21 protein-coding genes are annotated in these 20,312 nt (G+C 68.8%); 14 read left to right on the top strand and 7 right to left on the bottom strand.

Going from position 1 to position 20,312, the window contains the following annotated elements; genetic code table 11:
* Positions 1 to 48 precede the first annotated feature (48 nt).
* Positions 49 to 1,056 carry a Bug family tripartite tricarboxylate transporter substrate binding protein gene (locus BM115_RS24355; protein ID WP_177220005.1) on the bottom strand — a complete coding sequence of 336 codons (1,008 nt, stop codon included), beginning with the start codon at positions 1,054 to 1,056 and terminating at the stop codon, positions 49 to 51.
* A 133-nt stretch (positions 1,057 to 1,189) separates the two neighbouring features.
* On the opposite strand from BM115_RS24355, the gene BM115_RS24350 reads away from it, so the two are divergent.
* On the top strand, positions 1,190 to 2,032 hold the full coding sequence (locus BM115_RS24350) for an IclR family transcriptional regulator (RefSeq protein WP_092300551.1): 843 nt from the start codon (positions 1,190 to 1,192) through the stop codon (positions 2,030 to 2,032).
* Between the two features lie 28 nt (positions 2,033 to 2,060).
* On the top strand, positions 2,061 to 3,035 hold the full coding sequence (locus BM115_RS24345) for a DUF3616 domain-containing protein (RefSeq protein WP_177220004.1): 975 nt from the start codon (positions 2,061 to 2,063) through the stop codon (positions 3,033 to 3,035).
* 11 nt (positions 3,036 to 3,046) lie between these two features.
* Here BM115_RS24345 and BM115_RS24340 read toward each other — a convergent pair whose 3' ends face one another.
* The 4 genes from BM115_RS24340 to BM115_RS24325 all read right to left on the bottom strand — a co-directional run bounded on the left by BM115_RS24340 (position 3,047) and on the right by BM115_RS24325 (position 5,924).
* Complete coding sequence (locus tag BM115_RS24340) at positions 3,047 to 3,766, bottom strand: anti-sigma factor (RefSeq protein WP_092300545.1); 720 nt, start codon at positions 3,764 to 3,766, stop codon at positions 3,047 to 3,049.
* On the bottom strand, positions 3,763 to 4,341 hold the full coding sequence (locus BM115_RS24335) for a sigma-70 family RNA polymerase sigma factor (RefSeq protein ID WP_255370972.1): 579 nt from the start codon (positions 4,339 to 4,341) through the stop codon (positions 3,763 to 3,765). Before BM115_RS24335 ends, BM115_RS24340 begins: the two co-directional genes overlap by 4 nt.
* Before the next feature lie 129 nt (positions 4,342 to 4,470).
* Positions 4,471 to 5,034, bottom strand: coding sequence for a DUF3455 domain-containing protein (locus BM115_RS24330; RefSeq protein WP_092300539.1), 564 nt, complete (start codon positions 5,032 to 5,034; stop codon positions 4,471 to 4,473).
* A 98-nt stretch (positions 5,035 to 5,132) separates the two neighbouring features.
* A complete protein-coding gene (locus BM115_RS24325; RefSeq protein ID WP_092300536.1) occupies positions 5,133 to 5,924 on the bottom strand; it encodes an alpha/beta hydrolase in 792 nt (263 codons plus the stop codon).
* A gap of 260 nt (positions 5,925 to 6,184) precedes the next feature.
* On the opposite strand from BM115_RS24325, the gene BM115_RS24320 reads away from it, so the two are divergent.
* The 10 genes from BM115_RS24320 (at position 6,185) to BM115_RS24275 (ending at position 16,474) form a co-directional block, all read left to right on the top strand.
* Positions 6,185 to 7,249, top strand: coding sequence for an ABC transporter substrate-binding protein (locus BM115_RS24320; RefSeq protein ID WP_092300533.1), 1,065 nt, complete (start codon positions 6,185 to 6,187; stop codon positions 7,247 to 7,249).
* Complete coding sequence (locus BM115_RS24315) at positions 7,246 to 8,133, top strand: ABC transporter ATP-binding protein (protein ID WP_092300530.1); 888 nt, start codon at positions 7,246 to 7,248, stop codon at positions 8,131 to 8,133. Before BM115_RS24320 ends, BM115_RS24315 begins: the two co-directional genes overlap by 4 nt.
* Positions 8,130 to 8,903 carry an ABC transporter permease gene (locus BM115_RS24310; protein ID WP_092300528.1) on the top strand — a complete coding sequence of 258 codons (774 nt, stop codon included), beginning with the start codon at positions 8,130 to 8,132 and terminating at the stop codon, positions 8,901 to 8,903. The genes BM115_RS24315 and BM115_RS24310 overlap by 4 nt, the downstream gene beginning before the upstream one ends.
* Entirely contained in the window at positions 8,896 to 9,858 is a 963-nt protein-coding gene (locus BM115_RS24305; protein WP_092300525.1) for a type 2 periplasmic-binding domain-containing protein, read from the top strand. The genes BM115_RS24310 and BM115_RS24305 overlap by 8 nt, the downstream gene beginning before the upstream one ends.
* 128 nt (positions 9,859 to 9,986) lie before the next feature.
* Entirely contained in the window at positions 9,987 to 11,222 is a 1,236-nt protein-coding gene (locus BM115_RS24300) for an SfnB family sulfur acquisition oxidoreductase (RefSeq protein ID WP_092300523.1), read from the top strand.
* A gap of 1 nt (position 11,223) precedes the next feature.
* Entirely contained in the window at positions 11,224 to 12,483 is a 1,260-nt protein-coding gene (locus tag BM115_RS24295; RefSeq protein WP_092300520.1) for an SfnB family sulfur acquisition oxidoreductase, read from the top strand.
* Entirely contained in the window at positions 12,483 to 13,838 is a 1,356-nt protein-coding gene (locus tag BM115_RS24290; protein ID WP_092300517.1) for an LLM class flavin-dependent oxidoreductase, read from the top strand. Before BM115_RS24295 ends, BM115_RS24290 begins: the two co-directional genes overlap by 1 nt.
* 21 nt (positions 13,839 to 13,859) lie before the next feature.
* Complete coding sequence (locus tag BM115_RS24285) at positions 13,860 to 14,681, top strand: MetQ/NlpA family ABC transporter substrate-binding protein (RefSeq protein ID WP_092300514.1); 822 nt, start codon at positions 13,860 to 13,862, stop codon at positions 14,679 to 14,681.
* A 16-nt stretch (positions 14,682 to 14,697) separates the two neighbouring features.
* Positions 14,698 to 15,840, top strand: a complete 1,143-nt coding sequence (locus BM115_RS24280) for a methionine ABC transporter ATP-binding protein (protein WP_092300511.1) — start codon at positions 14,698 to 14,700, stop codon at positions 15,838 to 15,840.
* Complete coding sequence (locus BM115_RS24275) at positions 15,821 to 16,474, top strand: methionine ABC transporter permease (protein WP_092300508.1); 654 nt, start codon at positions 15,821 to 15,823, stop codon at positions 16,472 to 16,474. Before BM115_RS24280 ends, BM115_RS24275 begins: the two co-directional genes overlap by 20 nt.
* 9 nt (positions 16,475 to 16,483) lie before the next feature.
* Here BM115_RS24275 and BM115_RS24270 read toward each other — a convergent pair whose 3' ends face one another.
* Positions 16,484 to 16,882 (bottom strand): hypothetical protein, encoded by a 399-nt coding sequence (locus tag BM115_RS24270; protein ID WP_092300505.1) that lies wholly within the window; start codon positions 16,880 to 16,882, stop codon positions 16,484 to 16,486.
* Positions 16,883 to 16,940: 58 nt separating this feature from the next.
* Entirely contained in the window at positions 16,941 to 18,353 is a 1,413-nt protein-coding gene (locus BM115_RS24265; RefSeq protein WP_092300502.1) for a PepSY-associated TM helix domain-containing protein, read from the bottom strand.
* A gap of 241 nt (positions 18,354 to 18,594) precedes the next feature.
* Here BM115_RS24265 and BM115_RS24260 point away from each other — a divergent pair, with 241 nt between their 5' ends.
* Together BM115_RS24260 and BM115_RS24255 are read left to right on the top strand one after the other, a co-directional pair.
* Positions 18,595 to 19,032, top strand: a complete 438-nt coding sequence (locus BM115_RS24260) for a carboxymuconolactone decarboxylase family protein (protein ID WP_092300499.1) — start codon at positions 18,595 to 18,597, stop codon at positions 19,030 to 19,032.
* A gap of 64 nt (positions 19,033 to 19,096) precedes the next feature.
* Positions 19,097 to 20,311 carry a cation:proton antiporter gene (locus BM115_RS24255; RefSeq protein WP_092300496.1) on the top strand — a complete coding sequence of 405 codons (1,215 nt, stop codon included), beginning with the start codon at positions 19,097 to 19,099 and terminating at the stop codon, positions 20,309 to 20,311.
* Position 20,312: the final 1 nt, after the last annotated feature.

The raw sequence follows: 20,312 nt of genomic DNA, 5'->3' as shown, positions 1-20,312 counted from the left end.
GGCGAGGGAGTCGGATGGATGGGGAGTTACTGGGCGCTTATTGGCCGCTTACTGGGCAGTCAGACCGGCGGACTTCACGACGGCGCCCCACTTGGCGTACTCGGCGCGGATGTCCCGGGCGAACGCCTGCGGCGTGTCCGTGTTGGGCTCGAAGCCGAGCGTCAGCAGCTTGTCGCGCACCTCGGGCTTGGCCATGATCGTGCGCAGGTGGCCGTTCAGGCGGGTGACGATGGCCTCGGGGGTGTCCTTCGGCGCCACAAGGCCCAGCCAGCCCACCGCCTGGTAGCCGGCCACGCCAGCTTCGGCGACCGTCGGCACGTCCGGCAGGATGGCGGAGCGCTTGTTATCCAGTACGGCCAGCGCGCGCAGCTTGCCGGCCTTGATATTGGCCTGCTGGGCGCCGATGGTGTCCACCATCACCGGCACGCGGCCCGCCATGACGTCGATGGACGCCTGGCCGCCGCCGGGATAGGACACCGAGCCCATGCGCAGATCGGCCTTGGCGGCGAACAGCCGCATCGCCAGCTCGAACGCCTGGGCGCCGGAGGCGAACATCATCGGGTCCGGCTGCGCGCGGGCGGTCTGGATCAGCGACGGCACGCTGTTGAACGGCGCGGACGGCGCGCCCACCATCACCATCGGCGCCGTGGCGATCATGCTGACCGGCTCGAACGCGGTCAGCGGGTCATACGGCGTGGCCTTGACCAGATGCGGCCCGATCACCATGGTGCCGCTGACCGCCACGCCCAGCGTGTAGCCGTCCGGCGCGCTCTTGGCGACGGTGCCCATGCCGAGCATGCCGCCCACGCCCGGGCGGTTTTCCACCACCACCGGCTGGCCGATCATCGCGCCCAGCTCGTTGGCGATGATTCGCCCCACCGTGTCGGACGCGCCGCCGGCGGTATAGCCCACCACCAGTCGCACCGGCCGGGTCGGCCAGCTGTCGGCACGAGCGGGCGCGGGTAGCTGCAGCGAGGCGGCCAGCCCAAGCAGGATGGCCAGTCGCGGCAAGGAAAGCACGCGGGGGATCGCACTGGCGAGGCGGCGGAACGTCATGGGTTGTCTCCGGGTGTGTGCACGTGTTCGTGCTTGGTATGGTTGCATTTCATCCCGGACGTGTTCAGTATTCAAACGGAATCTTTACCAATATTCACTATGTGAACATCTCGACCGGGGAGAGGCCGAAAACATGACAAAAGCAGAGACAGAAGCAGAGACGGAAGCCGGCGAGGACACCGGCAGCGCTCCCAAGGGTGCACAGACCGTCACACGGGCGATGGTGCTGCTCAAGCTGATTGCGGCCCATCACCCGACCGGCGTGGCGCTGGGCGTGCTGGCGCAGGCGGCCGGGCTGGACCGCGCCACCGCCTACCGGCTGGCGACGAGTCTGGTCGAATCCGGCATGGTCGAGCGCGAACAACGGCTGTACCGGCTCGGGCTGGACGCCATGCAGCTCGGGCTGGCGGCGATGAAAGGCGCGCCGATCCTGGACCGCTGCCGCCCGGTGATGCAGCGGCTGGCGCGGCGCACCGAGGACACGGTTTTCCTCGTGGTGCGCAATGGCGACTACGGCCACTGCCTCCATTGCGAGGAGGGCGCGTTTCCGGTCAAGGCGCTGGTGCTGCAGGTGGGCGGCATGCGCGTGCTCGGCATCGGCTCGGCGGGCGTGACGCTGCTGTCGATGCTCGACGATGGCGAGATTGCCGCGCTCTACGCGCGCCATACGTCCGAATTCACGCCGCACGGGCTGTCGCTGGCCAAGCTGCGCACGCTGGTGACGCGCGCGCGCTCGGCCGGGCTGGCCAAGACGGACAGCCTCGTCAACGAGGGCGTGAGCGGCGTCGGCATGCGCTTCGAAATCACGCCGGGCAACTTCGCGGCGGTGAGCGTGGCCGCCATCCGCAGCCGCATGCAGGAGTCCCGCAAGCAGTGGATTGCCGACCTGATCGCCGAAGAACTGCGCTCGGCGGGCTTCCGGTGCGCGTATGCTGGGACCGGGCTGGATGGCGCCCCGGGTGCCGATCTGGCGTAGCACCTTCGACCCCAACGGAGAACGGACGATGCGAATCCCCCTGCGTGGCATGGCCTGTCTGGCCATATGTCTGATGCTTGGCGCAGGCCCGGCTGGGGCGACTGGACCGGCGGATGGCGTGGAGACCTACACCGGACTCTGCGACGCCTCGGCCGGCTTCGCCCTCGGCCCCGACCACTTCGTCGTGGTGGGCGACGAGCACAACGTGCTGACGGTGTACCAGGCCGGTCAGCCGCGCGCGGTCAAGACCTTCACGCTTGGCGGCTTCCTCGGCACCGATGACGATGGCGAGTCGGACCTCGAAGGAGCCGCCGTTGTCGGCCAGCGCGCCTACGTCATCTCGTCGCACGGCCGCAATGCCAAGGGCAAGGAGCAGGGGCGCCGGCACCGGTTCTTCGCGGTGGAACTCGATCCGGGCCGGCTGTCGCTGAAGCCGGTGGGCCGGCCCTACAAGGATCTGCTGAAAGATCTCGTGGCGTCTCCGGCGCTGGCCTCGCTGCCGCTCAAGACGGCCGCCGAACGGGCACCGGAAAGCCCGGGTGGGCTCAATATCGAAGGACTCGCGGCAGCGGATGGCGGCTTGCTGATCGGCTTCCGCAATCCGCTGGTCGATGGCAAGGCCATCCTCGTGCCGCTGGAGAACCCTGATGGGCTCATCGACGGCAAGCCGGCGAAGTTTGGCAGCCCGCTACTGCTCGATCTGGGCGGACGGGGCATCCGCAGCATCGAGCGCGTGGGGCAGGGGTATGTGATCGCCGCAGGGCCGGTGGCTGACCATGGCACCTTCGCCCTATATAAATGGTCCGGCGCCGCCAATGACCGGCCCGTGGCGTTCGGCCAGGCCGCCATCGCCACGCTGAAGCCGGAAGCCATCTTCACGATGCCGGGCACGCAGCGCCTGCGCATTCTCAGCGACGACGGCGGTGTGCTGCGCGATGGCGTGGCATGCAAGCGCCTGCCGGCGGCCCGGCAGGGGTTCCGCAGCGTGACGGTGGCGCCGTAAGCCGGGGCGGGTTAACGCACCAGCACCGCGCGGCCGATATAGAGCACCGGGCCGGTCGGGCGGCCGATGGGCGATCCGGCGGCGGGCTCGAGCGTGATCTCGAACAACTGGTTGTCCTGGAGGGCCGGCAGGCGGTCCAGCGCGACATCGAGCGACTGGTCAGCCTGTACCAGACCCAGCGAGACCGGCCCGCTCCAGTCGTCGGCCTTGGTCCAGAATTGCAGCGCGCGATTGGTCGGCGCGGCCTGCGCGCCGAGCGGAATCAGCTTCAGCCGGCGCGGGCTGGACGCCTGGATCAGCCAGCCCGGCGTCTTGTCCTGCGGCGCGGCCAGCACCACCACATAGCGCGGCGGCGCGGGCGGCGCGAACGCGCGCAGGCCCAGCATGGCGGCCAGCAGCAGCGAGCAGGCCGTCGCCCCGAAGGCAATACCGCGCCAGAGCGCCAGCGAATGCCACCATCCGGGCGTGCCGGTGGCAGGCGTGGCTGGCTTGGGGCGCTGTTCGGCATGGCCGATGCTGCGCGCGATGCCCGCCCAGACGCGGGGCGCGGGCGTGACGGGCTCGGCCAGCGCCGACAGCGGATGGAGGCGCGCTTCCCAGTCATCGACACGGTCTTGCAGGCCGGGCTCCTGCGGCAGGCGCCGCGCCACGTCCTCGCGCTGGGCGGCGGAGAGCGTGCCCAGCACGTAGCCGGCGGCGAGGTCGTCCAACGCATCCCAGTCGTCGCTCATTGCATGCACTCCTTCAACGCCTGCAGGCCACGCCGCACCCAGGCTTTCACGCTGCCCAGCGGCGCGTTGAGTCGCGTGGCGATCTCGCTGTGCGAGCAGCCATCGACATAGGCATACAGGATGCTGTCGCGCTTGGGCGGGTCCAGTTGTTCGAGGCAGATGGCCAGCCGGCCGAGCATCACGCGGGTCTCGCCGGCCGGGGCCGTGCCCGCCACGGCGGCCAGTGCCGCCTCGTCCTCGATGGCCTGCGCCATGTCCTCGTCGGGCAGCACCAGCCGTAAGCGGTCGCGCACGAGGTTGAGCGCCTGATGCCGGACCAGGCTGAACAGCCAGCCGCGCGCCGCGCCGCGTGCGGGGTCGAACGTATGCGCATGGCTCCAGACCTTGACGAAGGCGTCATGCAGCACGTCTTCCGCCAGGGCCCGGTCCCGCACGATACGGACCGCCACGCCCAGCAGGTACGGGGCTGCGTGCTCGTAGAGACGGCGCAATGCCGTCACGTCCCGCGCGGCGCAACCGGCGAGCGCGGATTCGTAGTCGAAATGGTCGTTGACGGAGGGCAGGGCGGCGGTCAAGAGCGGGCTCTCTGGTGGCTGCAGGGCTGCAAGGGGGCGGCGGGCTGGGGGCGCCCGAGCGCACATCTTACGCCCGACAGTCGGCAGCGGCCCGCTGGGCTTTCCCTAATGCCGCGCGCGCCAGCCCGCTCAGGCCGCCGCTTTCCAGAACAGGTAGTCCGCCTGGTAGCGCACCATCTGCGCCGCGCCACGATTGGCCGCACTGCAGGCCGCCGCAGGCGCCACGCCGCCACGGGTGGCCACGCGCTGGATAAAGGTGACGCCGCTCATCATGCCGCTGCCGGTCGCTGGATTCGCCTTCACGAGCTGGTGCGGGATGTTGCCATCGCCGGCCGGCGACACCGCGACCTGGGTGGCGGTGACCTTCGAGCCGTCCATGGCTTCCCATGTGGCCGGCGGTCCGTAGTACTTGCCGACCGCCTTGCCGCTGCGGTCGTTCAGTGTGGCGGTGGGGCCGACGAAGGCCCATTCGAACTGGTCGGCGGCGTTGGCCTTGGGTCGGCACTCGTAGCGCAGTTCGCCCACGCCGACCGTCTGCATGGCGAGCTTGTGGCCGTCGGGTACCTTGATGGCGTCGGCGACAGGCGTGGGCGTGGGCGTGGGCGCAGACATCGAACCGGACTGGTGCATGCCGCCGCAGGCGGTCAGGGCGAGGCAGGCCGAGACCGGAACGAGAAGGGAGATGCGGATCATGGTGGGGCTCCTTGGTGTGTCGTGGATCGGTGCGAACCCGGAGGCCGCACAGACGCTACACACCAGCGGAGCGAATGGATGCAGTCAGGCGGAAGTATTTATCCGGCCGACTTGCCTGCGGCGGCCTGGAGGATCAGGTTGGCCACCTCCTGCGGGCGGGACAGCAACGAGACGTGGCTCGCCGGAATCTCCACGGTCTGCGCGCCCATGCGCTTGGCCATGAAGCGTTCGAGGTCCGGGTTGATCGTGCGGTCCTGGGTCGACACCGCGTACCACGTCGGCTTGTCGCGCCAGGCCGCCACGGTGGTCTTCGCCATGGTGATGGCCTTGGCCATCGGCTGCTGGACGGCGTAGTAGCCACGCGCCTGCGTTTCCGGCAGATCCCCGGCGAAGTCGTGCAGGAATGCCTGTTCGGAAAGCCGGCCGTATCCATCCGCACCCCATTGCAATCCGCCCGAGGCCGGCGCGGCGGGGAACGTCTTTGTCAGCGCGGGGTAGTCCTCGCCGGCGTCCGGCGCGCGGGCGGCGATGTAGACCAGCCCGGCCACTTTCGGGTCATCGCCGGCCTGGCTGATGACCATGCCGCCGTAGGAGTGCGCCACGAGCAGCGTGGGGCCGTCCTGGACCGCCAGGGCGCGCTTGACCGCATCGACGTCCGCGTCCAGCGACGTCGTCGGGTTCTGCACCGAAGTGACGTGGTAGCCCTTCGCCTGCAACAGCGGAATGACCTTCTCCCAGCTCGATCCATCGGCATACAGGCCGTGCACCAGCACGATGTTCTTGACGGGGACGGTGTTCGCCGGCGAAGGCGTCTGCGCCATGGCGCCGGAGGCGAGGGTGAGGGCGGCGAGCGCGGCCAGGGTGGCCGGGAGGGTGCGGTGGAGTTTCATGGTCGGTCCTTTCGATCAGGTAGAGGGATGAATTGCAGCGTCATGGGCTGTCTGCGGTCAGACGAACCGCCCGCGCTGGCTATTCCGTCTCCGGTGACTTCCTGCCCGCAGCCCCGTGGGATCGTGCAAACATCGTGCGAAATCCGCCGGCAACCCGCCGCGCCCGGGCAATATCGATAGTTGAAAGACTTCGTTGTGCGCGCCGCGCCCCTTTCCGATACTGAATGCCGCTCCGCATTCCAATCTGACAGGGACTCCCGATGCCGTCGCACTCCGTGGCCAACACCCGCCGTACCGCGCTCAAACAACTCGTATCCCTCGCCGTTGCCAGCGGCGCAGGCTCGCTGCTGGCCGCGTGCTCTCGTGGCGACGAGACCGCCACGCCGAAAGCGGCGGCCGCTGCGCCGGCGGTGGTCGGCAAGGTTGGCGACAAGGTGCGCTTCCGTTACCCGGACAACCCGACCTTCGATCTGGTCTACCTGGCCGACCAGCTCGGTTATTTCGAAGGCACGAACACGCGGCCCGAGTACATCGGCAAGGTGGCGGCGCCCCAGATCATCCCGCTGGTGGGCACGGGCGAGATCGATTTCGGCTCACGCATGGTGCCGCTGGTGATCTCGGCGGTGGCCAGCGGCTCCGACATCAAGGTAGTGGCGGCCGGCAACAAGACGCTGCAGGACGCGCCGCACATGAAGTACTTCGTGCGCAAGGCGTCCGGCATCCGCGCCCCGAAAGACCTCGAAGGCAAGACCGTCGGCATCAACAGCTTCGGCGCGTGCGCGGAGTTCGTCACCAAGACGTACCTGCGCGAGAAGGGCGTGGACGTCAACAAGATCAACTTCGTCGTGATTCCGGACGATCAGGCCGAGCAGACGCTGGTCACCGGCAACACCGACCTGGCGATCATCCACGCACCGTTCTCGGGCCGCGCCGACCACGCCGACAAGCTGGTGCGGCTGTGGAGCGACTTCGACCTCGACGCCGGGCTGGGCGGCATGCAGCCCTACAGCGCGCACGGCAAGTTCATTCGCGAGCATCCGGAATCCGTGCGCGACGTCGTGACCGCGCTCGCCAAGGCGGCCAACTGGGTCAACGCGAACCCGGAGGACGCGCGCAAGCTGGTGTCCAAGCGCATCAACCTGCAGCTCGACTACGTGGACCGCTACGCCTACGTCGATAACCTCGTCGTCACCGAGCCGCCGATCCAGTATTACATCGACGTCCTCGAAACCGAGGGCAAGCTCCCCAAGGGCAAAGTCGCCGCGCGCGATCTCTACACGAACGAGTTCAATCCGTACGCCACGCAGGGACCGGCGAAGGCATGAGCACGACCGACTCCCACAAGATCACCGCGCGCGGCGTGCGCATGGACTATGCCGTGCGCAACGAGGCGGGGCGCCCGGAGAACGTGGCCGTGCTGCGCGACTTCGACCTTGATATCCGCGACGGCGAACTGCTGTCGATCCTGGGGCCGTCCGGCTGCGGCAAGTCGACCTTCCTGAGCATCCTCGCTGGCCTGACTGACCGCACCGGTGGCAACATCGCCATCGACGGCAAGCCGCTGCAGGGCATCAACCCGGCGCAGGGCGTGGTGTTCCAGGGCTACGCCTTGTTCCCGTGGCGTACCGTGCTCGAGAACATCGAGGTCGGGCTCGAGATTCGCGGCGTGCCGCGTGCGGAGCGGCGGCGCATTGCGGGGGAGTACCTCGAGCTGGTAGGGCTGACCGGCTTCGGCCCGCGCTTTCCGCATGAAATCTCGGGCGGCATGAAGCAGCGCGTGGCGATTGCGCGCGCGCTGGCCTACAAGCCCGAAGTGCTGCTGATGGACGAACCATTCGCCGCGCTGGACGCACAGACGCGCGAGATCCTGCAAGGCGAACTGCTGCGGATCTGGGAGCAGACGCGCAAGACCATCGTGTTCATCACCCACAGTATCGACGAGGCGATCTTCCTGTCGGACCGCATCGCCATCATGACGCGGCGCCCGGGTACGGTGAAGGCGATTCTCGACGTGCCGCTGCCGCGCCCACGCGCGCCCGAGGTGCGAAATTCCGAAGCGTTCGTGCGACTGCGCCAGCAGGCGTGGGACGTGCTCAAGGACGAGGTCCAGTTCGCGAACCCGGCCGCCGTGCCGCGCCCACTCGGCGCCACGGCCAATCCCGGCGAGCGTGCGGCCGCCGAACCTGTGCTGGCGAGGGCCGCATCATGAGCGGCAAGGCTACCGACCGCGCGCTCGGCGTGCTGGGCATCATCGGTTTCCTGCTGCTGTGGGAGCTGGTGCCACGGCTGGGCATCGTCAGCGCCGCCTACCTGAGTCCGCCATCGCAGATCCTGGGCGCCATCTGGCAGCTGATCGGCAGCGGTGCGCTGTGGAAGCACCTGCTCGCCAGCCTCCAGCGCTCGCTGTGGGGCCTGGCCGCCGCCATCGGGCTCGGCGTGACGCTGGGCCTGCTGATGGGCTGGTTCAGCCGCTTCGAGGCGATCGTCGATCCGATTCTGCAACTGTTCCGGCAGACCTCGGCCTTCGCGCTGTTCCCGGTGTTCATCCTGTTCCTTGGTATCGGCGAGACCTCCAAGGTGGCGATCATCTTCTGGGCGTCGTTCTGGCCGGTGCTGCTGAGCACGATTGGCGGCGTCAAGCAGGTGGACCGGCTGTTGATCGACTCGGCCCGCTCGATGGGCGCGTCGCGGCTGTTCGTGTTCCGCAAGGTCGTGCTGCCGGCGGCGTCGCCATCGATCTTCACGGGTGTGCGGCTGGCGGGCACGTATTGCATCACCGCGCTGGTGGCGGCGGAGATGATCGGCGCGCATTCCGGGCTCGGCTTCATGACGCTCAACGCGCAGGAGGTCTTCCAGATTCCGACCATGTACGCGGGCATCCTGCTGCTGGCGGTGCTGGGGCTGGTGCTCAACTACGGGCTGGCACGGGTGGAGCGCCGCATGACGCGCTGGCGCAAGGGGCTCACGCTCAATGGCTGAGATCGCGTCCGAATGCGGGTGCGCGCCGGCGGCCAAAGCGCCGCGTTTGATCCCCGGCGCGTGGCATGCCATCGCGCTGGCGGTGGCGGCCGGCCTGCTCGGCCTGGCTGCCGCGCCACGCTGGCTAGAACAGTCGCCGCATCTTGTCGAACGATTGCCGGTTGCCTTGCAGGCGGGGGCGCGGTACCTGGAGCGGGAGCCCGACTGGACGACGCTGCCGCGCGGCCCGTTGCTCGAAGCCGTGCGGGCGCGTGGCGAGCTGGTGGTGGGCGTGCGGCAATACGCCCGTCCCGCGCCGCCTAGCCGGCCGACGCCGCCTGAACCCGATGCGTTCGATGTCTCGCTCGCGCGCTATCTTGCTGAACGATTGCAGGTGCGTCTGCGGGTAGTCGGCCTGCCTGCCGATGCGCGCGGCGTGAGCGTGCCCGGTGTCGATCTTGTGGTGGCCGGCGCCATCGATAGCGGTCCGTATGCCGTGCCGACCGCCTACACCGGCGGCGCCGGCGCGCTCGTCACGCTGCGCGGCAGCGACTATCGTGCGCCGAGTGATCTCGCCGGGCGCGCGGTCTGTGTCGCACAGGGTAGCCCTTATGCGCATCCCGTCACGGAGACGCTGGGCGCGCAGGTACGTTCGTATTCTTCGTCGATCCGCGCCGTGGCCGCGTTTATGGCCGGCGAATGCCAGGCGCTGGCGGAAGACGCCCCTGTGGTGGCGCGGCTGATGGGATTGCCCGAGTGGCGCTTCTATCGGCGGCTCGACGCGGGCCTGCTTCCCGACAACGCCGGTCCGCAGATCGTGATCCGGCAGGACGACTCCCGCTCCGCAGCGTGGCTCGATCGCGCCGTGCGGCATTGGAAGATCGGCGGGGCGCTCGCCACTGCCCGTACGCAGCGCGCCGGCGATATTGCCTACGAAGCCAGCCAGCTTGGCGACGGCCTCGTCTGCCATTCCTGACGCCAGCCGATGTCTGCCTGCGGCTATCGATATGTGGGCCGCAGCGCCTAAGCATCCTCGAAAAAATTCGTCGTGACGTGTAGGGGGGCCATGCTCCAATGGCCGCTTGTTCCCCCACTCGCTGCACCATGACCAACCTTTCGGAATTGCACGTCCTACAGCGCTCCGGTGCGCCTGTGCGGCGCATTGCGGACGACGCCGAAGCCATCGCCGTGGCGCATGCCCTGGCGGCCGATTTTGCCGAAGGCGCCGCGCGACGCGACCGCGAGCGCATCCTGCCCTGGGACGAACTGAACCGCTGGTCCGGCAGCGGGCTTGGGGCGATCACGATTCCGCGCGCGTTCGGCGGTGCCGGCGTGTCGTACGCCACGCTCGCAGAGGTCTTTGCGATCCTCAGCGCCGCCGATGGCTCACTGGGTCAGATCCCGCAGAATCACTTCGGCCTGCTCGGCGTGCTGCGCGAGATCGGCACGCCGGCGCAGAAGCAGCGCTACTACGCCGAGGTGCTCGCCGGGCAGCGGCTTGGCAATGCGGGGCCGGAGCGCCGCTCCGCCACGAGCCAGACCGTCCTGCAAACCGGCACGCGGCTGCGCCGCACAGAACAGGGCTTGCGGCTGACTGGCCAGCGCTTCTATTCGACCGGCGCGCTGTTCGCGCATCGGGTGCCCGTACGCGCGCTGGACGACGAAGGCCGCGCCGTGCAGGCATGGGTGCCGCGCGATGCGGCGGGCCTGACCGTGAACGACGACTGGTCGTCGTTCGGCCAGCGCACCACCGCCAGCGGCACGGTGCTCTTCGACAACGTGGCCGTCTCAGAGGAAGACGTGTTGCCGGTCTGGCAGCTTGCGGAGCGCCCCGGGATCTACGGGCCGACTTCGCAGCTGATCCAGGCCGCCATCGACCTGGGTATCGCACAGGCTGCCTTTGACGATGCCATCGCCTTCGTGCGCGCCTACGCGCGGCCGTGGATCGACGCCAAAGTGGAGCACGCCACCGACGATCCCTATCTGATCGGCGATGTCGGCCGGCTTGCCGTGGATCTCCACGCCGCGCGCGAAGTGCTGGGCGAGGCTGGGCGCGCGCTCGAAGCCATCGCCGCAGGCTCGGTGACGGATGCGCTGAGCGCGGAGGCGTCGGTGGCCGTGGCGGAAGCCAAGGTGCTGACCACCGAGATCGCGCTCGCGGCCAGCGAGAAGCTGTTCGAGCTGGCGGGCTCCTCCGCCACGCGCGCCAAGCACAACCTCGACCGCCACTGGCGCAACGCGCGCACCCATACGCTGCACGATCCGGTGCGCTGGAAGCTCCACCTGATCGGCAACTATCACCTCAACGGCGTTCAGCCGGCACGGCACTCCTGGAATTGATATGACCTTGCTGTTTACGCCTCCACCTGCTGCCGATCATCGGGACAGCCGTCCCGCACCGGCCGCGCCGCCGCCGCGCGCCCATCGCATTGCCGATGACGCCGAAGCCATCGCCGCCGCGCAACTGCTGGCGGAACGCTTTGCCCCCGACGCCGCGCTGCGTGACCGCGAGCGCCGACTGCCGTGGGAAGAACTCGACGCGCTGAGCGCCAGCGGCCTGCTGGGCATCACTGTGCCGCGCGAGCACGGCGGCGCCGGCGTGTCCAACGGCACGCTGGCCGAAGTGATCGCAACGCTCGCTGCTGCCGATGGCTCGCTGGGCCAGATCCCGCAGAACCACTACTACGCGCTCGAAGTGCTGCGCGTGGGCGGCACGGCGGCGCAGCGAGCGGCGTTCTACGCCCGGGCGCTGGCCGGTGAGCGCTTCGGCAATGCGCTGGCCGAGATCGGTCACAAGGACTTCAAGCGCCGCACGCGGCTGGTGCCGGATGGCGACGGCTTCCGGCTGATCGGCAACAAGTTCTATTGCACGGGTGCGATCTTCGCGCACCAGATTCCCACGCTGGCCGTGGCGCAGGAGGATGGGCGCGAGGTCACTTACATCGCTATCGTGCCGCGCGATGCAGCCGGCATCACCATCGTCGACGACTGGGATGGCTTTGGCCAGCGCGTCACGGGTAGCGGATCGGTGACCTTCGACAACGTGCGCGTCGAGGCGGACTGGGTGCTGCCGTTCCAGGCGTCGTTCGAGACGCCGACCACCATCGGTCCCGTGGCGCAGCTGATGCATGCGGCCATTGACCTTGGCATTGGGCACGGCGCGTTCGCCGCCACGTTGCCGTTCATCCGCGATCATGCGCGGCCCTGGGTGGATGCGAAGGTCGCACATGCCAGCGAGGATCCGCTGACGATCCATCAGGTCGGTGACGTCAAGGTCAGGCTCCGCGCCGCCGAGGCGCTGGTGCGGCGGGCCGGGCGCATCGTCGATGCGGCGCAGCGCAGCCCCGACGCCCAGACCGTAGCGGCGGCATCCATCGCCGTGGCGGAAGCGCGCGCGGCCACAACCACCGCCTCGCTGCTGGCCGGCACCCGGCTGTTCGAACTGGGCGGCACGGCATCGACGCTCGACGGGCAAGGGCTAGACCGCTTCTGGCGCAACGCGCGCACCCATACCCTCCACGATCCGGTGCGATGGAAGTATCACGCCATCGGCAACTACTACCTCAACGACCGCCTGCCGACGCGGCACGGAGCCCTCTGATGGCGCGCAAGCAGATCCTGCTCAACGCGTTCAACATGAACTGCGTCGGGCACATCAATCACGGCCTGTGGACCCACCCGCGCGACCGCTCCACGGAATACAACACGCTCGAATACTGGGTGGAGCAGGCGCGCACGCTGGAGCGCGGGTTGTTCGATGGGCTGTTTATCGCCGATATCGTCGGTGTCTACGACCTCTATCGCGGCAATGTCGATGTCACGCTGCGTGAGTCGATCCAGCTGCCGGTCAACGATCCGCTGCTGCTGGTACCGGCCATGGCCGCCGCCACGCGCCACCTCGGCTTCGGCGTAACCGTCAACCTGACCTACGACGCACCGTACCTGCTGGCGCGGCGCTTCTCCACGCTCGATCACCTGACGCGTGGCCGTGTCGGCTGGAACATCGTCACCGGTTATCTGGACAGCGCGGCGCGCGCCATGGGCCTCGACGGGCAGTTCCCGCATGACGAGCGCTACGACCGCGCCGACGAGTATCTGGAGGTGCTCTACAAGCTCTGGGAGGGCAGCTGGGAGGAGGGCGCCGTGCTGCGCGACAAGGCCACGCGCACATTCGCCGATCCGGCCCGGGTGCACAAGGTGGTCCATCACGGCCGCTACTACGACGTGGAGGGCTACCACCTGGCGGAACCCTCCGCGCAGCGCACCCCGGTGCTATTCCAGGCCGGCAGTTCGGGGCGCGGGCAGCAGTTCGCGGCGCGCCATGCGGAATGCGTGTTTATCTCGCCGCCGAGCAAGGAGGCGGCACGCAAGACCGTCAGCGCACTGCGCGAGCAGTTGGTGGCGGCGGGCCGGCGCCCGGATGACGTCAAGGTCTTTGCCGGCGCTGCCGTGGTCACGGGCCGCACCGAAGCGGAGGCGCGCGCGCTCCACGCCGAGTACCGCGACTACGCGAGCCGCGAAGCCGGGCTTGCGCATTTCGCCGCCAGCACGGGCGTGGACTTCGCGCGCTATGGCCTCGATGAGCCGGTGGACTATGGCGGCGGCAACGCCATCGAGTCCGCGCAGCGCACCGCCGCCCAGCATGGCTGGACGCGCCGCAAGCTGCTGGATCTGTTCGAGCTGGGCGGACGCTATCCCGCCATCGTTGGCGACCCCGCACAGGTGGCCGACGAACTCGAGTCCTGGATCGACGAGACCGGCATCGACGGCTTCAACCTGAGCCGCACCGTGGTGCCGGAGAGCTACACGCACTTCGTCGACCTGATCGTTCCCGAGCTACAGAACCGGGGCCGCTTCAAGACGGCCTATGCCGAGGGGTCGCTGCGCCACAAGCTGTTCGGCGACGGCGACCGCCTGCCAGATCGCCACGCGGCCGCGCAGTTCCGCCGCCTTTGATTCTTCATCCTGCCCATCACCATGCTGAAATCCTCACTGCTGCTTCCCCTGTTTGCTTCGCTGGCGATCGTCGCTTCCGCCTCTTCAGCCGCGCACGCCGCGCCGCTCACCATTGGCGTCACGCCGGGCTCGCTGGCCGACTCGGTCGAGGTGGCCGCCACCGAGGCCCGCAAGCAGGGTCTCGACGTCAAGGTGATCGAGTTCACCGACTGGACCACGCCGAACGTGGCGCTGGCTGCCGGGGACCTCGACATCAACTACTTCCAGCATCAGGCGTTTCTGGACAACGCCGTGAAGGAGCGCGGCTACAAGTTCCGCAGCGTGGCGCTTGGGGTGCTGCCCAACATCGGCCTGTATTCCACCCACATCAAGCGCTTCGGCGACCTCAAGGACGGCGCGCGCGTGGGCGTGGCGAACGATCCGGTGAATCAGGGGCGCGGCCTGCTGCTGTTGCAGAAGGCGGGGCTGATCAAGCTGCGCGATGGCGTGGGCGCGAAGGGCAGCGTCAACGACATCGTGGACAACCCCAAGAAGCTCAAGTTCGTGGAAGTGGAGGGGCCGCAGCTCGTGCGCGCGCTCGATGACGTGGACCTCGCGCAGGGCTACCCGGCGCACTTCGTCAACGCCGGCAAGCCGCAGGTGGCGGGCTCCGGACTGCTCTACTCGGGCATCGACGACACCTACTTCGCCATCCGCTTCGTGACGCGGGAGAACAATGCCAGCGATGCCCGCGTGGCGCGCTTCGTGAAGATCTACCAGGAGTCGCCGGCGGTGCGCAAGCAGCTCAGCACCTCGTTCGCGAACAACGACAAGCTCTACAGCCTGCCCTGGCTGAAGCCCTGACTGGAGACTCGTGCAGATGGCCGCCACCTTTCCGTTGTTCCGCAGGGGACTTCTCCAGACTGCTTCGCGTAGCGCGCCGCCGGTGGCACGCGCGGAAGGCACAACCGCGCCCAATGCGGGTTCGATCCGATTCGAGGGCGTGGGCAAGACTTATCACGCGGCGAGCGGGCCGGTGGAGGCGCTGCGCGAGATTGACCTTGAGATTCCCGCTGGCGGCATCTTCGGGATCATCGGTCGCAGCGGCGCGGGGAAGTCGAGCCTGCTGCGCACCATCAACGGGCTGGAGACGCCGAGCGCAGGCCGGGTCACCGTGGGCGGCGTGGACGTGGCGACGCTGGGGACGGGCGAGCTGGTGACGTTGCGCCGGCGGATCGGCATGATCTTCCAGCACTTCAACCTACTGTCCGCCAAGACCGTGGCCGAAAACGTGGCGCTGCCGCTCAAGGTGGCCGGCGTGCCCCGGGCGGAGATCGCGGAGCGCGTGGCGTCGCTGCTGGCGCTGGTCGGCCTCGACGGCAAGGCGGATGCGTACCCCGGCCGGCTGTCGGGCGGACAGAAGCAGCGTGTGGGCATTGCGCGCGCGCTGGTTCATCGGCCCGACATCCTGCTTTGCGACGAGGCCACCTCCGCGCTGGACCCGGAGACCACGCAGTCGATCCTGGCCCTGCTGCGCGACATCAACGCGCGGCTTGGCATCACCATCGTGCTGATTACCCACGAAATGCGCGTGATTCGGGCGATCTGCGACAGCGTGCTGGTGCTGGAACGCGGGGCCATCGCCGAGACCGGGCCGGTGTGGCAGGTCTTCGGGAATCCGCAGCACGATGCCACGCGGGCGCTGCTGGCGCCGCTGGCCACGCGCGTGCCCGAGGACATCGCGCAGCGCCTGCATGCGCAGCCGGAGGGCGCGGGGGACTGGCATCGAGTGGTCGAACTGCGCTATGCCGGCGGCGAGGTGCCGGATCTGTCGCGCGTGGCCGCCGCGTTCGGCGCCGGCGTGCGGCTGCTGCATGGCAGTCTCGACCGGATTCAGGGGCACACGCAAGGCGCGCTGCTGCTCTCCATCCCCGCCCACGCCGCGCTGGAGGCTGCGGTGGCGTCGGCCGGGGCTATCGCCCATCACGTCACCACGCTAGGTTATGTCTCCGATACTCATTGACCGCCTCTGGGCCGCTTTCCTCGATACGCTGACGATGGTCGGCGCCTCCGCGCTGATCGCCGCGCTGGCCGGGCTGCCGCTCGCCGTGCTGCTGGTGGTGACTGCGCCGGGCGGCATGCGGCCCGCGCCGCGCTTCCATCGGCTGGCTGGCACCCTGGTCAACGGCTTCCGCGCTACGCCATTCATCGTGTTGCTGGTGGCGTTGCTGCCGTTCACGCGGCTGGTGGTAGGGGTGACGATTGGCGTCTGGGCGGCCGTGGTGCCGCTCGCGATCAGCGCCACGCCGTTCTTCGCGCGGATTGCCGAGGTGAGCCTGCGCGAAGTGGACCATGGCTTGATCGAGGCGGCCCAGGCGATGGGATGCCAGCGCCGCCATATCGTCTGGCATGTGCTGCTGCCGGAAGCGTTGCCGGGCATCGTCGGCGGGTTCACGATCACCGTGGTCTCGCTGATCGGGGCGTCCGCGATTGCCGGCGCGGTCGGTGCGGGCGGGCTGGGCGACCTGGCGATCCGCTACGGCTACCAGCGCTTCGATACGGTGGTGATGGTCGTGGTGATTGTGGTGCTGATTGCGCTGGTCACCGGCGTACAGGCAGCCGGCGACCGGTGGGTCAGGCGCTTGCGCCTGCGCTAGTCGGGCGATTCAACCCAGGCGGGCATCGACCAGCACGCGGCCCGTGAGCCGGCGGATGCGGGGATCGACAAAGTAGCCGCCGCCTTCCACATAGCGCAGGAACGCGCGGTCGCAGACCGTGCAGGCCCAGACATCGCAGCGGTTGGCCGGGTAGTACAGCGGCGCCACCGGGGCCTCGGGCGACCAGAAGCCGACGCTGTCGGGGTCGTACTCCTGGAACGTCGCTTCCTCATAGGCGCTGGCAACCAGCGTGCCGATCTTCTTCAGTTGTGCGTCGGGAAACGAAATTGGCAGGCTGGCCCAGCCGCGTAGCGCGTCGGCGGCGCAGGTGCAGTCGGCGGTGACGTGGTCGGTGCGCTGCGCCAGTTGCTGCAAGGCGTCGAAATCAAGGTAAGGAAAGTCTTCCACGGTGGAGGCAAGGCTGGGGAGTGGGGCGATCTTACCCCCAATTCCCCGGCAAGGCGTGTCACACCGTCGGCGCAGTCCGCACACCGCCCGCCCCAGCGATGCGGCGGTCGAGCAGCCAGACCGCGAGCAGCGTGACGCCCATCATCGGGAACACGGCGCCGAGCAGGCCCAGCCCGATGGCCCAGGCGCGCATCGGCGGCAATGCGGCGGGATGGCTCGGTGCGCCGAGCTTGCGCGCCGGCTTGCGCTGGATCCACATCACCAGACCCGTGATGGCCATCGCCATCAGGCCCAACGAAATCGCCGCGCAGATAAGCTGGTTGGCCAGCCCGAAGTAGCGGCCCATATGCAGGGAGGTGCCGTACGAGATGGCCTGCGCCACGGGCCCGTAGTCGGCGAAGCGGAGATCCTTGACGACTCGCCCGTTGGCGGGATCGATATGGAGCGTGCGCTCGCCGCTCGGATCGGCAGGGAAGCAGGACGCGGTATAGACGCCGCCGGGCGCCTTCGGGAAGACCACCTGGCAGCCGGTGGTGATGCCTTGGGCGGCCACCACGGCCACGACCTGATCCAGTGTCAGCGGCGCGGTCTGCGCCGGGGCTACGCTGGGCACGGCGGTCAGGCCGACGGCCCATGGCATGTCTGCCAGCGGCAGCGATTCCATCGTGTGGTGATGCTTGGCGTGATCGGCGCCGGCGGCCGGGGGCGCGGCATGCGCGTGCATGTCGCCCTGACCATCGGCCGGACGGCCGAGATTCGCGGCCGTGGCGAGCGCCTTGAACTGCTTGCCCCACGAACCCGTCCACGGCAAACCGGACAGGATGAACGCCAAGGCGCCCACGGCCAGCCATGCGCCGAGCACGAGATGGATTTCCTTCCATCCGCCGCGCGATCCCGTGGCGGGGCCGGGCACAAAGGCGCGCGCGCCGCGCTGGCGCAGGCGCGGCCACCACATCGCCAGGCCCGTGGCGATCATCACCAGCACCCAGCATGCCGCCAGTTCCATCAGCAACTCGCCCGGCTTGCCGACGAGCAGGGCGCGGTGGATCATGCGCACCTGCTTCATGAAGCGGTCTTCCACGCTCAGGCTGCCGAGGTAGGTGCCGGTGTAGGGGTTCAGGAAGACGCTGTCGCTGCCGCCCGCAGGCAGGCGGAAGACGAATTCGGCGCTCGCCCGGGGATCGGTATTGAGCGTGTAGTTGGTGACTGTCGCCCCGGCGGGCGCGGCCTCCCGTGCGCGGTCCAGCAGGCGCTGGGCAGGTAGCCGCTCGCCGGACGGCTCGACCTTCAGCAACTGCGGGTAGAGCAGGGGCTCGATCTGCGGCTGGAAGCAGTAGAGCGTGCCGGTCACGGCCAGCACGATCAGGAACGGCATCACGAACAGGCCGGCGTAGAAATGCCAGCGCCAGAGCATGCGGTACGAGGCGTCCGCGCTGGCGAGGGCGGCGGGCCGGGGAGCGATTTGGGGCATGAGGCGTGCGAAAAGAACGTGCGCCAAGGATACCTTCCGGGTGACGGTTGCGGCTGCGACCTAATGCCGCTGGCGCGTGTGATCGATCATGCCTGTATCACGTGAACCCGCCACGCCGGGTGGCTACCTGAAAATGCCGGAAATTGGTAATTGGGAAATACCACTCCGGCTCCTAAGCTTGGATCCAAGGCCGCGACGACGCTGCCGCCGCAATCGACTACATCCACTACCGGAGCAAGCCATGCAACACCGTCTCGACTTCTACAAGGCCAGTCCCGCCGCCATCAAGGCCGTCCTCGGGCTGGAAGATCGCATTGCCAAGAACGAACTGGAAAAGTCGCTCGTCGAACTCGTACGCCTGCGCGCCTCGCAGATCAATGGATGTGCCTACTGCATCGACATGCACACCGCCGACGCCCGGAAAGGCGGCGAGGACGACCGCCGGCTGGCCACGCTGCAGGTCTGGCGCGAAACCCCGTTCTTCACGGCGCGCGAGCAGGCCGCGCTGGCCTGGACCGAGGCGGTGACGCTGGTCTCGCAGGATCACGTGCCGGACGCTGTCTGGGAAGCCGTGCGGCCCCATTTCTCGGATGCCGAACTGGTCGACCTGACGCTGCTGATCTCCGCGATCAATACCTGGAACCGCTTCGCGATTGCCTTCCGCAAGACGCCGGCCTGAGCGATGAGGCGCGGTGCGGGCGAGGTATCATCGCCGCTGCATCGCGCCAACCATCGCTCAGACCATGAATCCCACTTCGATTTTCTTCGCCCAGGCCTGTCTGGTCGTCGGCACACCGCTGCTGCTGTGGCGCGGCTTGCGCATGGGTGGCATCGTGCCGCTCGTGGTCATGCAGATCGTGGGCGGCATTCTGCTGGGGCCGTCGCTGCTCGGGGCCTTCTGGCCGGATAGCTGGCAGGCGCTGTTCGGCGCCACCCGGCTGACCGCGCTGACCGGCCTGCAATGGCTGGCCGCGGTGCTGTTCGCCTTCCTGTCCGGCCTGCACATTGGCGGGGGCGAGGCGCGCGGCCTGCGGAAGATCGCCATTAGCGCCGCGCTGGGCTGCGTGCTGGTGCCGTTTGTGCTGGGCGTGGGCGCCGGGCTGGGGCTCGGCCACTATCGGCCCGGGCTGCTTGGGGAGGCCGCCACGCCCTGGCAATTCGCGATTGCCGTGGGGGTGTCGATGGCCGTGACCGCGCTGCCAGTGCTCGGCGCCATCCTGCGGGAAATGGGCTTGAGCGATTCCACGGCCGGCCGGCTCGCGGTGGCCTGCGCGGCGGTCAGCGATGCCGCCATCTGGATCGTGCTTTCGTGCATTCTCGCCAGTACCGGGCAGGCCGCCCAGGCGCCGCTACAGCTGGTGCTGACCGGGGCCGCCTACGTGGCCGCCATGTTCCTGATCGTCCGGCCGCTGCTGGCGGCGGGGCTGCCGCGCCTGCGCGGGACGGACGCCCGGCTGGCTGCGGTGGTGGTGCTGATCTTCGGCTCGGCCTGCGCATCGGAGTTGATCGGCCTGCACTACATCCTGGGCGGATTCCTGGCCGGCGTGGTGCTGCCGCGGGGCGCGGCGGCCGATATCGGCCGGCAACTGGAGCCGACCACGGTGGTGGTGCTGATGCCGTTCTTCTTCCTGATGACCGGCCTGCGCACGGACCTGACCACGGCCGGCGGCGACGCCCTCGTGGTGTTTGCCGTGGCCACCGTCGTGGCCGTGGTGGGCAAGATGGCGGGTACGGCGCTGCCGGCGCGGATGGCCGGCCTGGGGCGGCGCGATGCCTGGACGCTGGGCGCGCTGGCCCAGACCAAGGGGCTGATGGAGGTGGTGGTGCTGGCCATCCTGCTCGAGAACCGCCTGATCAGCGCGGCGGCGTTCTCGGGGCTGCTGCTGATGGCCCTCGCCACGACCGTCGTCGCCAAGCCGCTGGCACTGGCGGCGCTGCGGCTGCGCGAGGCCCCCTGAC

Origin of the sequence: Cupriavidus sp. OV096 (genome assembly GCF_900115455.1) — a bacterium.
Lineage (GTDB): Bacteria > Pseudomonadota > Gammaproteobacteria > Burkholderiales > Burkholderiaceae > Cupriavidus.
Note: the sequence above shows the minus strand (reverse complement) of the source record. Positions and strands in the feature narration are given on the sequence as shown.

Bases quoted from the DNA above. Each gene is read 5' to 3' on its own strand.
- BM115_RS24280 (WP_092300511.1), top strand. From the start codon at position 14,698: ATGGCCGCCACCTTTCCGTTGTTCCGCAGGGGACTTCTCCAGACTGCT.
- BM115_RS24350 (WP_092300551.1), top strand. From the start codon at position 1,190: ATGACAAAAGCAGAGACAGAAGCAGAGACGGAAGCCGGCGAGGACACC.
- BM115_RS24265 (WP_092300502.1), bottom strand. From the start codon at position 18,353: ATGCCCCAAATCGCTCCCCGGCCCGCCGCCCTCGCCAGCGCGGACGCC.
- BM115_RS24345 (WP_177220004.1), top strand. From the start codon at position 2,061: ATGCGAATCCCCCTGCGTGGCATGGCCTGTCTGGCCATATGTCTGATG.
- BM115_RS24340 (WP_092300545.1), bottom strand. From the start codon at position 3,766: ATGAGCGACGACTGGGATGCGTTGGACGACCTCGCCGCCGGCTACGTG.
- BM115_RS24255 (WP_092300496.1), top strand. From the start codon at position 19,097: ATGAATCCCACTTCGATTTTCTTCGCCCAGGCCTGTCTGGTCGTCGGC.
- BM115_RS24325 (WP_092300536.1), bottom strand. From the start codon at position 5,924: ATGAAACTCCACCGCACCCTCCCGGCCACCCTGGCCGCGCTCGCCGCC.
- BM115_RS24310 (WP_092300528.1), top strand. From the start codon at position 8,130: ATGAGCGGCAAGGCTACCGACCGCGCGCTCGGCGTGCTGGGCATCATC.
- BM115_RS24355 (WP_177220005.1), bottom strand. From the start codon at position 1,056: ATGACGTTCCGCCGCCTCGCCAGTGCGATCCCCCGCGTGCTTTCCTTG.
- BM115_RS24320 (WP_092300533.1), top strand. From the start codon at position 6,185: ATGCCGTCGCACTCCGTGGCCAACACCCGCCGTACCGCGCTCAAACAA.
- BM115_RS24275 (WP_092300508.1), top strand. From the start codon at position 15,821: ATGTCTCCGATACTCATTGACCGCCTCTGGGCCGCTTTCCTCGATACG.
- BM115_RS24300 (WP_092300523.1), top strand. From the start codon at position 9,987: ATGACCAACCTTTCGGAATTGCACGTCCTACAGCGCTCCGGTGCGCCT.
- BM115_RS24285 (WP_092300514.1), top strand. From the start codon at position 13,860: ATGCTGAAATCCTCACTGCTGCTTCCCCTGTTTGCTTCGCTGGCGATC.
- BM115_RS24330 (WP_092300539.1), bottom strand. From the start codon at position 5,034: ATGATCCGCATCTCCCTTCTCGTTCCGGTCTCGGCCTGCCTCGCCCTG.
- BM115_RS24315 (WP_092300530.1), top strand. From the start codon at position 7,246: ATGAGCACGACCGACTCCCACAAGATCACCGCGCGCGGCGTGCGCATG.
- BM115_RS24290 (WP_092300517.1), top strand. From the start codon at position 12,483: ATGGCGCGCAAGCAGATCCTGCTCAACGCGTTCAACATGAACTGCGTC.
- BM115_RS24295 (WP_092300520.1), top strand. From the start codon at position 11,224: ATGACCTTGCTGTTTACGCCTCCACCTGCTGCCGATCATCGGGACAGC.
- BM115_RS24260 (WP_092300499.1), top strand. From the start codon at position 18,595: ATGCAACACCGTCTCGACTTCTACAAGGCCAGTCCCGCCGCCATCAAG.
- BM115_RS24305 (WP_092300525.1), top strand. From the start codon at position 8,896: ATGGCTGAGATCGCGTCCGAATGCGGGTGCGCGCCGGCGGCCAAAGCG.